The organism is Chryseobacterium herbae (assembly GCF_025154075.1).
GTDB classification, from domain to species: domain Bacteria; phylum Bacteroidota; class Bacteroidia; order Flavobacteriales; family Weeksellaceae; genus Chryseobacterium; species Chryseobacterium herbae.
This window is the reverse complement of the sequence record NZ_JAOAMU010000002.1, coordinates 810,983-824,955: the sequence shown is the minus strand read 5'-3', so window position 1 is coordinate 824,955 and position 13,973 is coordinate 810,983. Positions and strand designations below refer to the sequence as shown.

Here is a 13,973-nt window from a genome sequence, read left to right as displayed (position 1 = left end):
CTCTTTCTTAATTAAAATGTTAAGTTCATACCGATCGTGTAGATTGCTGAAATTGGATAAATGTTATTATCAACACCCATCTGCACTCTGTCTGTATTCAAAATTTCAGGTGAGAATCCATGATATTTGAAACTTGTCCAAGGATTCTGAGCACTTACATACAATCTTAATTTAGTAATAGACATGGCATTTGCAAATGATTTAGGTAAATTATAACCCACCTGAATATTTCTGATTCTGATATAGCTTCCATCTTCTACGTAGAAGCTGTTAGGTAAGATAATCGACTGGTCATTGGTAGCCATCGGAGAAGTATTTGAGGTCCCTTCACCATGCCATCTGTTATTATAGAAATCTAAATCCCAGCTTTCATTTCCGTAACGCTGCTCTCTGTTGAAATTGTAGATTTTATTACCAAATACACCCTGGAAATCAATCGCAAAATCAAAATCATACACATTCAGATTAATACCAAATCCATAAGTCCCTTTTGGAATAGGACTTCCAAGGAAAGTTTTATCTCTGGCATCGATTACTCCGTTTCCGTCGATATCTGTAAATTTAAAGCCTCCTGGTGTTGCTCCATTCTGTGTTGGTGCCCCTGCTACTTCCGAAGCATTCTGAAAAATACCTTCTACCTGATACCCATAGTAAGAACCTACGGCCTGTCCTTCCTGTAATCTTATAATATTATTGCCGTATAAACTGGCTCCTGTCTGTAAATAAGATCCATTAAATACAGAGGTAATTTTATTTTTCAGGGTAGTCATGTTTCCATAAACACCGAGCTTTACATTCTCGCTAAGATTAGCATCATAGTTTACTGAAAACTCCAATCCTCTGTTGTTAAAAGAATAGGCGTTAGTAATGTAATTATTCCAGTTACCCGCACCAGAAACAGTTCCCTGCACAATACCATAAACCACATCTTTGGTATCTTTATCAAAATAAGTAGCATCGATTTTCAGCTTATTATTGAACAATGCCATTTCCAATCCAAAATCTCTACCGGTTGTAGTTTCCCAACCAATATTAGGGTCTATAATTTTATCAATGGTCTGTGCCGGTGCACCATTTGGTCCATAGTATGCCCCTTCAATGATTTTTGTTGTATTAAGCGTATACGCTCTCTGTACATCCGGGTTTCCTAATTTACCCCAACTTGCTCTCAGCTTTAAAAGGCTGAAAACATTCTGCTCGCTCATGAAGTTTTCCTTTGAAATCACCCATCCTGCACTTACAGCTGGAAATACACGGTATCTGTCATTGGAAGAATATTTAGATGTTCCGTCTCTACGAATGGAGGCATTCAATAAATATTTCCCTCCATAATCATAATTCAGTCTTCCAAAAAATGATTCTATTCTGTCCTGGTATGGAATAACATTTCTTTCACCTTCTTCAAAACCAGTTATAAAAATATCTGTTCCATTAGATATACCTAATGAAGCGTTACTTCCATCATACTTCACATTTAATGCTTCTGCATAAGTCTGAGCATAAGAACTTCTTGTTCTGGAGAAACCGGCTAACAATTCTATATTATGTTTCCCTAAACTTTTCTTCCAGCTCAAAGTATTGTCCCAGATATAATTTCTGGTTCTGGAGTCTCTTGTTATTAATTTAGTTGGTTTTTGGTCTGCTGAAGGAAAATAACCAAACGTCGGCGTAAATTCATACTTGCTCGAATTAATATTGTCAGAGCTATAGCTTACTCTCAAAGTAAAGTCTTTCAGGAATTTATATTCTCCCCAGATATTATTCAACAGTCTTTCATCTCTGGTCTGAGATCTGAATAGATCCATTTTTGCCCTTGAATTAGGTACTTTGGCCAATGTAAAATACTGATAGTCTCCTGTAGCCGGATTCATTACGTCATAAAGCGGTGGTGATGAATAAGCATCAAGCAAGGTATTCAGCACATGATCCGTACGCATTTTTGAAAACGTGAAATTGTTTCCGATGGTAATATTATCCGTCACTTTATAACTAAGATTCACCTTAGTTGTAAATCTGTTAAAACCGCTACCTGAATTAATTCCCCGTCCTGCAGCCAGGTTTCCTTCATCCTGAAGATTTCCTGCACTTAAGTAATAGTTTAGTTTTCCAAGATTTCCGGATGCAGAAATGTCATTAGAGTTAATAATACTCGTTCTGAAAATTTCTTTGAACCAGTCTTTATCTGCCGGATAAGAAGTTCTGTTTAAGAAGATAGGATCCTTTATTTTATCATTGATTAATTTCTCATTATACAATTCTATGTACTGATCTGAATTAACCATTTTAGGAATATTAGTTACTGTTTTTATCCCTAAGTACGAATTAAAGTTAAAAACAGGCTTTTTCCCTTTTCCGGTTTTTGTTTTAATAATCACAGCTCCGTTAGATGCTCTAGCTCCGTAAATAGCTAAACTCGACGGATCCTTTAGAACACTCATGGATTCAATATCCTGAGGGCTTAAGAAAGAGATATCATCAGTGATCATTCCGTCTACGATAAAAACTGTTTTACCGGTAAGAGAACTTACCCCTCTGATATCCACTCTTGGCGAACCTCCCGGCGCACCGGAATTTAAAACCTGTACACCTGATAACCTTCCCTGTATAGAACTGATGGGGTTAGCATTCGGTCTGTTGGCCAGGTCTTTGGCAGAAACGATCCCGATACTTCCGGTAACATTCTCCTTTTTCTGAGATCCATATCCTATCAGAACTACCTCCTCGATCTTCTGCTCTTTGGCAGTAGTATCTTTGGGAGCAGTCTGCGCATTGACGTTCATACCGAAGTATAAAACTGCAATGAGACATGAATACTTTAAATCACGTTGTTTCATATAGTTCAATTTTATTCGTACAATCAAATTTCAATTAATGCCCTTCTTAGTGGAGTTATTTAAATTCTCAAAAAAAGACATTAGTCAAAAATAGAAAAAAAAACGAACATTGTTAACATATCTTAAAAATTTAAAAAAAACAAACAAATATTAAACAGAAGGTCCTATAATACCTATTTAACCAAATTAAATTTCATTATAACTTTGAATTTATGACAAAATACCCAATTAAAATTATTGCATTTTTAGCAGAAAATTCACCAAATTGGCAACAGGTATTTAATATTTTGTTAATACAGGAATAGTATTTACCTTTGGCGTAATATTTGAAAAAGTAAGCAAAAGATCAATGAAAAAATACATTATAACGGCAGCTTTGTTAATCGGAACCGGAACACTGGTTGTAACGACGGTACAATCCTGCCAAACCATGGCTACCACGGACCTGGGTCTATCGATCATTAAAAAAGTTTTACTGAACGGCATTGATAAAGGAATGGGTATTTACAGTAATAAGGAAGCCTTCCTTCAGAACAATATGGTGGACAAGGCACTTCCAAAAGAGCTTAGAGACATCAATTCCACCCTTGAAAAGATTGCTCCGTCCTTAGTAGCCAAAGAGAGAGATTTTATCGCGCAGGCAGCTGCTTATACGGTTAATCTTTCAAAACCTATTCTACAGGACGCGGTCAACAGCCTGAATGCACAGGATGTCACAAGAATCATCCAGGGCACAACGGCAACGCAGATCTTAAAGGAAAAAACCTCTCAGCAACTCGTAGCAGCCATCGCCCCTAAAGTGGATGAAAAACTGAACGAATATGGTATTGCAAAAACCATCAATACCGCTCTTTCCGGGAACAATCTTCTGGGAAGTCTTCTTGGAGGAAGCAACAGCAATGTGAATACCGGAGGATTGAGCAAACTAGCCTCAGAACAACTGGTAAACGGACTGTTCAACATCATTGAAGATTACGAGCATCAGAACTCCAAAGCCCTGCTTGGGCCTCTTGGAAAATAGAAAAATTTTCGCTATATTTATATATAATTTAACAAGGCAGATGGACATATTACAAGGAAACCAACACGCAAACCAGGAGGATTTTTATAGTTCTCTGAAGGAAAAACTGGAAGGTCACCATGACTTTCCGGAAGATTATTTATTTAAATTTATTATTCCTACAGACGAGGCTAAACTTACAGAAATTTATAAAGTTTTCGATGGTATTAAATTTACACTAGGAAACCGCGAAAGCAAAAATGGAAAGTACACGGCCTGCAATATCAATGCGTTCGTTCTGGATGCTGATCAGGTAGTGAATATTTATAAAGATGTAGCTAAAATAGAAGGCGTTATTCTATTGTAGAAAATAAAAAAGTCAGCTTCCGCTGACTTTTTTTTATGCTTATTATTTTTCAATAAAAAATTTCACATTTTCAATAGGTCTTCCCAGCATTGCCACAGATCCTTTAATCAGGATAGGCCTTTGGATCAGGGAAGGATTTTCAGACAGGATTTTGATCCATTCTTCTTCAGAATAATTTTTGTCGGCATAGTTCTCCGTATACAGTTTGTCTGTTTTGCGGATCATATGAAATACGCTCTGATTCAGCTTTTTCAATACTGTTTTGATCTCTAATATGCTCAATGGATCTTCTACGATGTTGATGATCTCAAAAGGCACCCCATTCTCATCCAGATACTCCAGAACAGCATTGGACTTTGAGCAGCTTCCGTTATGTAAAACCTTAACCATCATAATATAATCATTTAAAAAATTAAACTTTCTTCTCAAATTTAGGAAGAAATGATTGGAAAGCTGTCTTAAATTCTGATAAAAATTTGTTAAAACAAACCGTTCAGCTCTGCTTCGATTTTTTCAAGGATAAATCCGAAATCTTCGGGTTTTTCTACGAAATCCAGGTCATCTACCTCGATCACAAGAAGCTTCCCTTCTGTATACTCGGAGATCCATTTTTCGTATTTCTGGTTCAGTTTGGAAAGGTATTCGATACTGATGGATGCTTCATATTCTCTTCCTCTTTTGTAAATCTTTTTTACAAGGTTCGGAACATCAGATTTTAAATAAATTAAAAGATCCGGTGCAGAAACAAATGATTTCATCAGGCCGAAAACAGAGATATAGTTCTTGAAATCCCTGTCGGAAAGAAGCTTCATATCATTCAGGTTTTCTGCAAAAATATGTGCATCTTCATAAATCGTACGGTCCTGGATAATATTCTTCCCACTTTCTCTGATCTCCTTCACCTGGCGGAATCTGCTTCCCAAAAAGTAGATCTGCAGGGCAAAGCTCCACTTGCTCATGTCCGCATAAAAATCTTCCAGATAAGGGTTATGGTCTACATCTTCAAACTGTGCATCCCATCCGTAATGCTTGGCAAGCATCGTGGTCAAAGTGGTTTTTCCTGCTCCAATATTTCCTGTAACTGCAATATGCATTCTTCTAAGTATTTTTTTAATTTAATTTGACTAAACTCCAACGGCCTGAACTTCGGAAGAATCTTCTATCAGCTTCTGCAAAGTATTGTCCGTAGCTTTCTCTTCAGATTCCTTCTTTTCGTCGTGAGCTTTGTTTCCTTCTTCCCCAGCCGGTTTTTCAGATGATGATTCTGTGACTGGCGCCGTAGTCGGCTTGGTGTCGGGCTCTGTCTGCAGTTTAGTTTCCTTTATTTTTTCTAAGTTGTAAAGATAGAGTTTGTTCGCTTTGATTTCAAAATAAGAAAGGATGTTTTTATCCACAATTTGTGCGTCCTTATCTTCAAAAATCTTCACCATCCCTTTTTCGGGATCGTATTTCAGAATCGAGTTGTCTGCGACGACCAAAACAACGTCATTTTCCCTTCTGAAACGTTTTCCGTTTTCCAGTGGTGCTTCGAAGAGTTTTTCAAACTTCAGCGAGAAGACTCTGATATGTTTCCTGGTTAAAATATAGACTTTCGTTTCAAAGACCAGCAGATCCATCATATCATCAAAACTGACGTCAAAAGGATAGGAATTGATGGTGGTATCATTTCTAAAATTATACTGAATAAGACGTTTTGTGCTGTCATCCAGAAGCCAGAGCTGCTGAAGATCTTCCGCATACGCCATTTTGATAAATCCGAATTTCTGCTTGAAATCAACCTTTTGAATCTCGTTCATATTCTGATCCACAAATTTCATTTCCTGAGCATTTTCAGAAAATAAGGCCAGACTCAGAGGATTCTGCACCGACTGCACTTTGTAAGGAACCGTCAGCATCATTTTTCCGAGCTGTTTTCCCAGAGAATCATATTTGGTAAAGCTGAAATCTTTGTTTTTGTAGATGTACAGGTTGCCGTAATCGTCTGCCAGCATATCTTTGGCTTCCTTCAGTTTCAAGGTGTCCAAAGGAAGAGCTTTCTGCGCATTCACTGTACAGAAAAGGAAGATGAATATGATATAAAGTAGTCTCAAAATCTATTTTGGTAAAGATAACTTTCCTATACGGAACGTCAGCAATTTACATTCTTTTATTTGAATTTTAAACAATAAACTTTTTTGTTGGAAAAGCGCAAAGGCCGCAAAGAAATTTGAAAAAATGGTGCTTTAAGGCGCAAGGATTTTATCTGCGATAAAATTGTCAACCGTTCAATAACGCCACTGAATTATTTAACGGAAATTTCATAAATTTTTGCCCAGTTTTTTCCTGTTACCAGCATATTATTTCCTTTAAAAGCTATTCCGTTTAAAACATGTTCGCTATTCCCCTGATCATTTTCACCGGTCAGTTTTGTAAAGTCAAACTTACCAACCGCTTCTCCTGTCGCAGGATTAATCTTTAAAATAACAGGTTTATGCCAAATATTAGAATATATAAAACCGTTGTGGTATTCCAGCTCATTCAATTTGTCGTACGTTTCGGTATGTCCGGCAACGGGAACAGTCCGGACTGCCTTTGAAGGATCGTTGATATCCAGAAAATAAAGATTTTTTGAACCGTCTGTAGCGACAAGATTTCTACCGTCATAAGTCAATCCCCAGCCTTCACCAATGACGTTGGGTAAAGGAAACTGAGAGATTTTTTTCAATGAATTTTTATCGTAAATAAACCCTATTTTATTTCTATAAGTCAGCTGATACATTTTATCCCCGACAATCGCACAGCCTTCGGAAAAAATTTCAGCAGATTGTTTTTCGATAATAGCAGGAGTCGCTGAACCTAAAGTATATTTTATAAGCTGCGAAGAGCCGTCCAGCCCGTCGCTTTCGTAGACCGTATTGCCTTCGATAAGAAATCCTTCCACAAAATTATTCGGATCGTGCGGATAGTCTGCAATGATGTTGTAGGAAATATTCTGCTCAGGGTTTTTCGCGAAAACATTGATAGTAGCATCCTGATTTAAGGTTTCTCCACCTTTGGTTTTAATGATCAAGGTCACTTCATTATCACCTAATGTGAAAAATTTGGGATCTACCGTCAGATTAGAAGTTTCGTTGTCGCCAAAACTGATGGTAATCGTTTCCGCATTGTCCGTCACTTCTTTCGGAAAACTAAGTTGATCTCCGAAATGATACCCTTTCGTCTCTTTTGAATTGTTATAATCAGCCAGAGCATCCATCATTTTCTCATTGTTATTGCATGATGACAGCAGGAAAATGACGGCTAAACCGGCTATGATATTTCTTTTCAGTGAATTCTTAATCATTCTTCAAAAATACTAAAATTTAATCCTTCATATTGTGGACGTTGAAAGCAATTTTAAGCAACAAATGATTAAGTATATTTATTTGTTTTACTTTATTTAAATGAAATGCCCTTCTCTATCTTTATTTAAGATTTTTATTTCAAAAACTTTGTTTAGCCTTGCGATGATTAAACACAAGGTTAAACAAAGAAATTATTTTAGTTTCTTAATCTAAGATAAATAAAGGCGTTTCACTTATTTACGAAATACAAGGACTTCTTTATGTTTTTGAAGTATACTATATATTTTACGTCAGCTGAATGATATTATTTGATCTGAACTTCGTAGATCTTCGGCCAGTTTTTACCGGTTACGAGCATATTGTCGCCTTTGAAAGTAATTCCGTTCAGTACATCGTCACTTCCTTTGGTATTCTGTTTCGCGATATCTGTAAAGTCAAATGTTCCTACTACTTCTCCCGTTGCAGGATTGATTTTTAACACCACAGGTTTCTGCCATACATTGGCATAGATAAATCCGTTGTGGTATTCCAGTTCGTTCAGCTGGTCGTAAATCTGAGAACTTCCTGCTACAGCTACGTATTTGATCAGTTTTGAAGGATTGTTGGCATCCAGGAAATATAAAAGTTTACTTCCGTCTGATGCGATCAGGTTTTTTCCATCATAAGTTAATCCCCAACCTTCACCCAAAACATTCGGGTAAGCGAATTCTGAAAGCAGTTTCAAAGAGCTTTTGTCATAGATATATCCTTTTTTGCTCTGCCATGTCAGCTGATATACTTTATCACCAACGATGGTACTTCCTTCTGAGAAATCTTCCTGAGCCTGCTTGGTAGAAGCCAGCGGAGTGGTAGTTCCCAATGTATACTTCAGGATCTGGGAAGAACCGTTCTGCCCGTCACTTTCATAGATGGTATTGCCTTCGATCTGGAAACCCTGTACGAAATTCTTTGGATCGTGAGGATATTCTGCAATAATCTGGTAGGCGATATTTTTTTCAGGATTTTTTGCGAATACGTTGATGGTTGCATCCTGATTAAGAACTTTCCCACCCTTTGTTTTGATGTTAAAAGTAACGGCATTATCACCTAACGTAAAGAATTTGGGATCAACTGTCAAACTTGAAGTTTCTTTGTCTCCAAAGCTGATGCTGATGCTTTCTGCATTCTCCGTTACCTCTTTCGGAAGTTCAAGTTTATCACCGAAGTGATACCCTTTTTCTACCATTGTATTATTATATTCATTCAGCGTGTTCAGGATCTTTTCATCTTTGTTACAAGACGCCAACATCAAAACTACCGCTAAACCTACTATTATATTCTTTTTCATTGAATTTCTAAATATTTCCCCAAAAATAGCAAAATTTATTCCGTATTGCCAATATTATCCGCGGGCTGGCCAAATTGTAACAGATAGCCATTGTTATCATAGATGGCAAACTCCCTCATCTCCCACTCAAAAGTCTCGATTTCGTAGCATACTTTTGCCTTTGTTTTAAGGTCTTCCCAGATTTCATCCACATCATCTACGTTAAAATAAAATGAGCCAGTAAAGCCTATCCCATTGGGTTTTTCATAGTCATTCTGAGAAAGCATGATCTGTACATCATCTTTTTTAAGTGAAGCCCACTGCCATTCATCATTTCTTCCCATCAAAGTAAAGCCAAGGATCTGGGTATAAAATCCTATTGTTTCGTCTATATTATCGGTCCAGAGTATCGGACGGAGTGCTGAGTAAGTCATATTTTCCCGGATTCAAAGGTGTTCTTATTGATTTTCATATTAATGGAAAGCCAAAGTTCATTATCGATACTGACTTCGCTCATCACGTCCGGATCAATTTCGAAACCTACTTTTTTATAGCATTCAATGGCTCCAGTGTTCCAGTCGTATACATTAAGTTCAGCGGTTTCCCGATCAAAATGATGAAAGCCGTATTGCAGGAGTTCCTGTACAATTTTCTTTCCGTAGCCCTTTCCTCTGTTGTTCTCATCCCATAACAGGATTCTTCCGAGAAGAAAAGTTTCATCTTTTAAAAAGATCTGTGCATGTCCAATTGCTTTCTGGTCTGTTGTATCGAAAACACTGAACATCAAGCGGTTTTCATTCGCCAGGTCACTTTCCAGCTGTTCTTCCGTCAATGGAAAATGATAGGCAGGACCGGCAAACTGTAAAAGTTCTCTTTTGTTTTTTATTTTAGATATCAGTTCAGAAGCATTTTCTGCTTTAAAAATCTGCAGCTCGATCATATCTTTTATTTTTCTAAATATTCTTTCAAACTCTGTCCAATAATAGAGTTCCAGCCTTCTGTAAAGCTTGTTCTGGAAAAAGTTTCTCCCAGACCTTCAAAGCCTTCAATATTCTCATGCGTCAGTGTTACTAGCGTTCCATCATCTTCCGGCTGAAGCTCCCAGGTCACTGTGGTAACGGCATCTGAAAGTTCAGGATAGGCCCAACTATGTTTTAATTTTCTGTTGGGAATAATTTCTAAAATACGGCCGTGATGTAGATATTTCCCTCCGTCACAGGATTCATAGAAATCAAACTCTTTTCCTAATTCCAGTTCGAAATCCCGGATCGTAAAATACCAGGATTGCATTTCGTTTTTATCGGTCAACGCATTCCATATTTTTTCTGCCGATGCATTGAATTTATACTGAACAGTGATGGGTGTATTCATAGTTTCAGATTTAATTAAGATTTAACTGTGTGAAAATCCTGTGATCTTTGCTTCATCAAAATCCAGCTGCATTTCTATAGATCTCATCACATGATCATCAAATATCTTCTCTCTTTTCATCCGGTGCAGTTCATTTCTCTGAGCCTGAATGATCTGGCGAAGCACATCTTTATTTTCATTGATCGCATTTACATAATCTCCTGTGGAAGCCATACACTGGGCCTTATCTGCCATAAGCATCATTTCGGTTTCCAGTTTATGTTTCTGATGGCGCACCAACGTATTCGTAACGGCAAGCTCGGAAAAATCATTTTCCATTTTGTGTAATGCTGTTTCTTTAAGTTTACGCATCAGGATTACTTCCTGTTTTTCTTCAGGCAATTCGCTTCCGGCATCATCTATTTTTAACCATTTTAAGATCGGAGTCAGAAGAAGTCCCTGTCCTACCAACGTGATCAGAATGATAACGAAAGTTACGAATAAAATGATATTTCGGTGCGGAAAAGCGTCTCCATTCGGTAAAAATGCAGGAATGGAAAGTGCGGCAGCCAGTGAAACCACTCCTCTCATCGCGGCAAAACTGATGATAAAAGGTTCGCGCCAGTCCGGTTTAGGAATTTTTAATCTTAATTCTTTCGAGCAAAGTCTTGGGAAATACATTACGGCATAACTGTACAGCAATCTGGTAAGAATAATAGCACCACCAATCACTACACTATAAAAAATTCCTTCCGAAATGGTATAATCTTTCATCGCTGCAACCACTACCGGAAGCTCAAGGCCGATGAGGATGAAGATAATGGTATTCATCAGGAATATGAGCACACTCCAGACATTTCCAGACTGTATCCTCGAGGTATGGCTTAAATAGCAATGCGAATTATAAGACATCAAAAGCCCTCCCGCAACGACCGCCAATACGCCCGAAAAATGGAAATGCTCAGCACCCACATACATGATGTAAGGAACGATCAGGGTAATCACGGTGTCAATATTCGAGTTGGAAGGAATAATCCTTAACAAAGCCCCAAACAAAAGGCCTGTAGCAATACCAATTACTACTCCACCCACAGCCATCATAAAGAAATCCTGAATAGCATCTCTCCAGATAAACTGCCCTGAAATTACGGCCGCTAAAGCAAATTTAAATACAATTAAACTGGAAGCGTCATTAATCAAACTTTCGCCTTCAAGGATGCTGGTGATCTTTTTAGGAATCTTCATATGTTTTAACACTGAAGTAGCTGCCACTGCATCAGGTGGTGAATTTACGCCTCCCAACAGGAATCCCATCGCAATGGTTAGCCCTGGAATAATGGAAGATGAAAGATACGCTACAACAATTGAGGTTAGAAATACAAGCCCGAAAGCCATGGAAAAGATCTGCTTTCTCCATTTGTGAAAGTCCTGCCATGAGGTAAACCACGCAGCTTCAAACAATATCGGAGGAAGGAATATAAGAAATACGAGATCTGGCTCTATTTCAATATGCGGCATTCCCGGAATAAGGCTGATCGCAAGACCGGCAATCACCAGGAAGATGGGATAAGCTACTTTCAGCTTTTGCCCTATCATCACCAATATCATCACAGACAGCAGGACTGCAATGGATATTATAACATAACTGTGAATCATTTTGAATTGTTTTTTTAAGTTGTTTTTTGAGTTTGAAATTGGCTAAACGCAGTGTGCAAAAATTCTACTACGTTCCAGTTGTTTTCTTTTGTTGGTTTATCGCAAAGGCGCAAGGTTGTCCAAGGGGAGTATTTTTAAGGCGCAAGAAAATCTAAGATTTTCAGCTAGGTTTTTTACTTTTTTTACCTTTTTACCTTTTTTAAACCTTATAGGTTTTGGGAAACCTATAAGGTTTGGATTTTTATCTAAAGAACACAGCCTTTACCTTTACCTTTACCTTTACCTTAAAGCACAATATTATTCTTTGGAGTAATGGCCGGCGGAAGATCTGATTCATCCAGCATATCTCTCATATCAATCTCTATCGTACGGCTGATCTGGGTGATCGGTACGTCATTCGGGCTTCCTTCAAATGGGTTTACGGATGCTTCTCCTACACTGTCGAGGGTATGAAAACACCAGGTAACCATTAGTGAAAACGGAATATTAAACCATATTGTCCAGCCTTCCAGAACGGTTCCTTCCCCTAATTTATCTAGCTCTTTCAATAATCCAAACGGGACAAAAAGAATGAACAGCAACAATAAATACGTGGTGATCGATGAAAAATTTCTCGGGTATGGAAAATTCTTGATTCTTTCCGCTTTCCCTTGATCATCTGTAAATTTCACCAGCTGCTGGTTGATCTGTGTCCATTGAAAATCATTGATATCTCCTCTGGCATAGGCTTCGGACAATTCTTTGCTCTGGCTTGCCATCAGCTGAGTTGCTCTATTTTTTTTGCTTAAAATGTATTGAAGTTCTGTTTCGGAAAGATAATTTTTCAGTTCATCATCCAGTTTGGTCAGTCTCTCCGGAATATCATATTTCTTAGAATATTCGTCATATTGTGCCGTCCCCATATTTTCCCAGGTTCTCGGCTCACGAAGCTGAAAACGAAGGGCGGTAAGCCATGCATAATGACGGTGAAACATGTCTTTTACCTTTTTCGGATCCTTGTTGGAAAGGGCATCTCTTAAAACATATCCGAAACTACGGCTGTCATTGATAATCGCTCCGTAAATCTGTCTGGCTTCCCAAAGTCTGCTGTAACTCGCATTGTTTTTAAAACCTACAATAAAAGCGACAGCTGTTCCTAAAATAGCGATCGGCTGCCACGGAACGGAAACAAATTTCCATCCTAAAAAATATAAAACTGTAGGTATGGCCGATAATACCGTGAGTACATAAATACTGCGTCTCGTCCAAACTGCGAATTCTATCGCTCCAAATCTCTTCCCTGAATGCATATGTGTTTATTTATTTTGTGATCTGTTGATTATCTTGTCTAAACTAACAGTTTTTTTTCATCATCATGGCATCCGGCAAAGGCTGTCAGTATTAATTTTTATTAAAAGGAATATTATTATAAAACCCGATCTGGATCTGTCCGCGGTTCTTGTTTTCCTGAATCTGGTTCATATAACCGGCTTCTATCCTCATGTTTTTATTGATAACGTATCCTAAAGCTCCGTAAACTCTGTTTCTGTCAAAAACGGGATTGTCAAAACTTAAGAAGATCTCGTTATACACCGAAGCGTAGAGCGATTTCGGAAGCATTTCTTTTTGGGTGATCGGAATATTCAGACCGATCATATAACGGAACCTCATCCTGAAATTATCCTGCAGAAAACGCTCTTCCAGACGATATCTGTGCTGCAGATTAAAGCGTCCGAATTTCTGTTTTGTAATAAACTGCTGGAAGATCCTGTGCTCTATATTCTCCTTTTTTTCGCCGTTTACATAAGGCTGGCTTAAAATAAAACCGTACCCCAGCAAAACATTATTGTTATTTTCAGTCAGGTCATACCCGATTCCTGTACGGATCAATAATTGTTCAAGGTCTCCTACTGCATCAAAGTTACGGTACTGGATTTCGTTGTGCAGATTCAGCTTCTTGCCGATCTTATTATTCCCGAAATACATATACCACGCTCCCAAATCATTTTTCTGTGCATAGGTTGCTATTGACCCCAGACTCAATACTGTAAACGCCAGCTTCGTAAAGACCTTTCTCATAATTACCAATTACTATTATCTATCGTGCAGAACAAAATTAATAATTTAAATCAATAATTGCAACAATAAATGAGCTGTT

General features: G+C 37.9%; 14 protein-coding genes. 2 read left to right on the top strand and 12 right to left on the bottom strand.

Annotated elements, in window-relative coordinates:
* Positions 1-11: 11 nt before the first annotated feature.
* Positions 12-2,834 (bottom strand): SusC/RagA family TonB-linked outer membrane protein, encoded by a 2,823-nt coding sequence (locus N0B48_RS09685; RefSeq protein ID WP_259838577.1) that lies wholly within the window; start codon positions 2,832-2,834, stop codon positions 12-14.
* Between the two features lie 349 nt (positions 2,835-3,183).
* On the opposite strand from N0B48_RS09685, the gene N0B48_RS09680 reads away from it, so the two are divergent.
* Both N0B48_RS09680 and N0B48_RS09675 read left to right on the top strand, forming a co-directional pair.
* Positions 3,184-3,855, top strand: coding sequence for a DUF4197 family protein (locus tag N0B48_RS09680; RefSeq protein WP_259838575.1), 672 nt, complete (start codon positions 3,184-3,186; stop codon positions 3,853-3,855).
* Between the two features lie 40 nt (positions 3,856-3,895).
* Positions 3,896-4,201, top strand: coding sequence for a DUF493 family protein (locus N0B48_RS09675; RefSeq protein ID WP_047451706.1), 306 nt, complete (start codon positions 3,896-3,898; stop codon positions 4,199-4,201).
* 42 nt (positions 4,202-4,243) lie between these two features.
* Here the strand turns inward: N0B48_RS09675 and N0B48_RS09670 are convergent, their stop codons facing one another.
* The 11 genes from N0B48_RS09670 to N0B48_RS09620 all read right to left on the bottom strand — a co-directional run bounded on the left by N0B48_RS09670 (position 4,244) and on the right by N0B48_RS09620 (position 13,894).
* Positions 4,244-4,594, bottom strand: a complete 351-nt coding sequence (locus tag N0B48_RS09670) for an arsenate reductase family protein (RefSeq protein WP_259838571.1) — start codon at positions 4,592-4,594, stop codon at positions 4,244-4,246.
* A gap of 86 nt (positions 4,595-4,680) precedes the next feature.
* Positions 4,681-5,295 carry a deoxynucleoside kinase gene (locus tag N0B48_RS09665; RefSeq protein ID WP_259838569.1) on the bottom strand — a complete coding sequence of 205 codons (615 nt, stop codon included), beginning with the start codon at positions 5,293-5,295 and terminating at the stop codon, positions 4,681-4,683.
* 30 nt (positions 5,296-5,325) lie between these two features.
* Positions 5,326-6,291, bottom strand: coding sequence for a hypothetical protein (locus N0B48_RS09660; RefSeq protein ID WP_259838567.1), 966 nt, complete (start codon positions 6,289-6,291; stop codon positions 5,326-5,328).
* Positions 6,292-6,482: 191 nt separating this feature from the next.
* Positions 6,483-7,508, bottom strand: a complete 1,026-nt coding sequence (locus N0B48_RS09655; protein ID WP_259838688.1) for a glutaminyl-peptide cyclotransferase — start codon at positions 7,506-7,508, stop codon at positions 6,483-6,485.
* 320 nt (positions 7,509-7,828) lie between these two features.
* Positions 7,829-8,851: a glutaminyl-peptide cyclotransferase gene (locus tag N0B48_RS09650; protein WP_034724972.1), complete on the bottom strand. Its 1,023-nt coding sequence runs from the start codon at positions 8,849-8,851 to the stop codon at positions 7,829-7,831.
* 35 nt (positions 8,852-8,886) lie between these two features.
* Positions 8,887-9,264, bottom strand: a complete 378-nt coding sequence (locus N0B48_RS09645; protein WP_259838564.1) for a bleomycin resistance protein — start codon at positions 9,262-9,264, stop codon at positions 8,887-8,889.
* Positions 9,261-9,770, bottom strand: a complete 510-nt coding sequence (locus N0B48_RS09640; RefSeq protein ID WP_259838562.1) for a GNAT family N-acetyltransferase — start codon at positions 9,768-9,770, stop codon at positions 9,261-9,263. Before N0B48_RS09640 ends, N0B48_RS09645 begins: the two co-directional genes overlap by 4 nt.
* A gap of 5 nt (positions 9,771-9,775) precedes the next feature.
* On the bottom strand, positions 9,776-10,201 hold the full coding sequence (locus N0B48_RS09635) for an SRPBCC family protein (protein WP_259838561.1): 426 nt from the start codon (positions 10,199-10,201) through the stop codon (positions 9,776-9,778).
* Positions 10,202-10,222: 21 nt separating this feature from the next.
* On the bottom strand, positions 10,223-11,836 hold the full coding sequence (locus tag N0B48_RS09630; protein WP_259838560.1) for a Na+/H+ antiporter: 1,614 nt from the start codon (positions 11,834-11,836) through the stop codon (positions 10,223-10,225).
* 284 nt (positions 11,837-12,120) lie between these two features.
* Complete coding sequence (locus tag N0B48_RS09625) at positions 12,121-13,125, bottom strand: bestrophin family protein (RefSeq protein WP_259838559.1); 1,005 nt, start codon at positions 13,123-13,125, stop codon at positions 12,121-12,123.
* Positions 13,126-13,216: 91 nt separating this feature from the next.
* Entirely contained in the window at positions 13,217-13,894 is a 678-nt protein-coding gene (locus N0B48_RS09620) for a DUF2490 domain-containing protein (protein WP_259838558.1), read from the bottom strand.
* Between the last annotated feature and the right edge of the window lie 79 nt (positions 13,895-13,973).

What these genes read in the sequence shown, in the direction of transcription:
- N0B48_RS09685 (WP_259838577.1), bottom strand. Translation starts at nt 2,834, where the DNA reads ATGAAACAACGTGATTTAAAGTATTCATGTCTCATTGCAGTTTTATAC.
- N0B48_RS09680 (WP_259838575.1), top strand. Translation starts at nt 3,184, where the DNA reads ATGAAAAAATACATTATAACGGCAGCTTTGTTAATCGGAACCGGAACA.
- N0B48_RS09675 (WP_047451706.1), top strand. Translation starts at nt 3,896, where the DNA reads ATGGACATATTACAAGGAAACCAACACGCAAACCAGGAGGATTTTTAT.
- N0B48_RS09670 (WP_259838571.1), bottom strand. Translation starts at nt 4,594, where the DNA reads ATGATGGTTAAGGTTTTACATAACGGAAGCTGCTCAAAGTCCAATGCT.
- N0B48_RS09665 (WP_259838569.1), bottom strand. Translation starts at nt 5,295, where the DNA reads ATGCATATTGCAGTTACAGGAAATATTGGAGCAGGAAAAACCACTTTG.
- N0B48_RS09650 (WP_034724972.1), bottom strand. Translation starts at nt 8,851, where the DNA reads ATGAAAAAGAATATAATAGTAGGTTTAGCGGTAGTTTTGATGTTGGCG.
- N0B48_RS09645 (WP_259838564.1), bottom strand. Translation starts at nt 9,264, where the DNA reads ATGACTTACTCAGCACTCCGTCCGATACTCTGGACCGATAATATAGAC.
- N0B48_RS09640 (WP_259838562.1), bottom strand. Translation starts at nt 9,770, where the DNA reads ATGATCGAGCTGCAGATTTTTAAAGCAGAAAATGCTTCTGAACTGATA.
- N0B48_RS09635 (WP_259838561.1), bottom strand. Translation starts at nt 10,201, where the DNA reads ATGAATACACCCATCACTGTTCAGTATAAATTCAATGCATCGGCAGAA.
- N0B48_RS09630 (WP_259838560.1), bottom strand. Translation starts at nt 11,836, where the DNA reads ATGATTCACAGTTATGTTATAATATCCATTGCAGTCCTGCTGTCTGTG.
- N0B48_RS09625 (WP_259838559.1), bottom strand. Translation starts at nt 13,125, where the DNA reads ATGCATTCAGGGAAGAGATTTGGAGCGATAGAATTCGCAGTTTGGACG.
- N0B48_RS09620 (WP_259838558.1), bottom strand. Translation starts at nt 13,894, where the DNA reads ATGAGAAAGGTCTTTACGAAGCTGGCGTTTACAGTATTGAGTCTGGGG.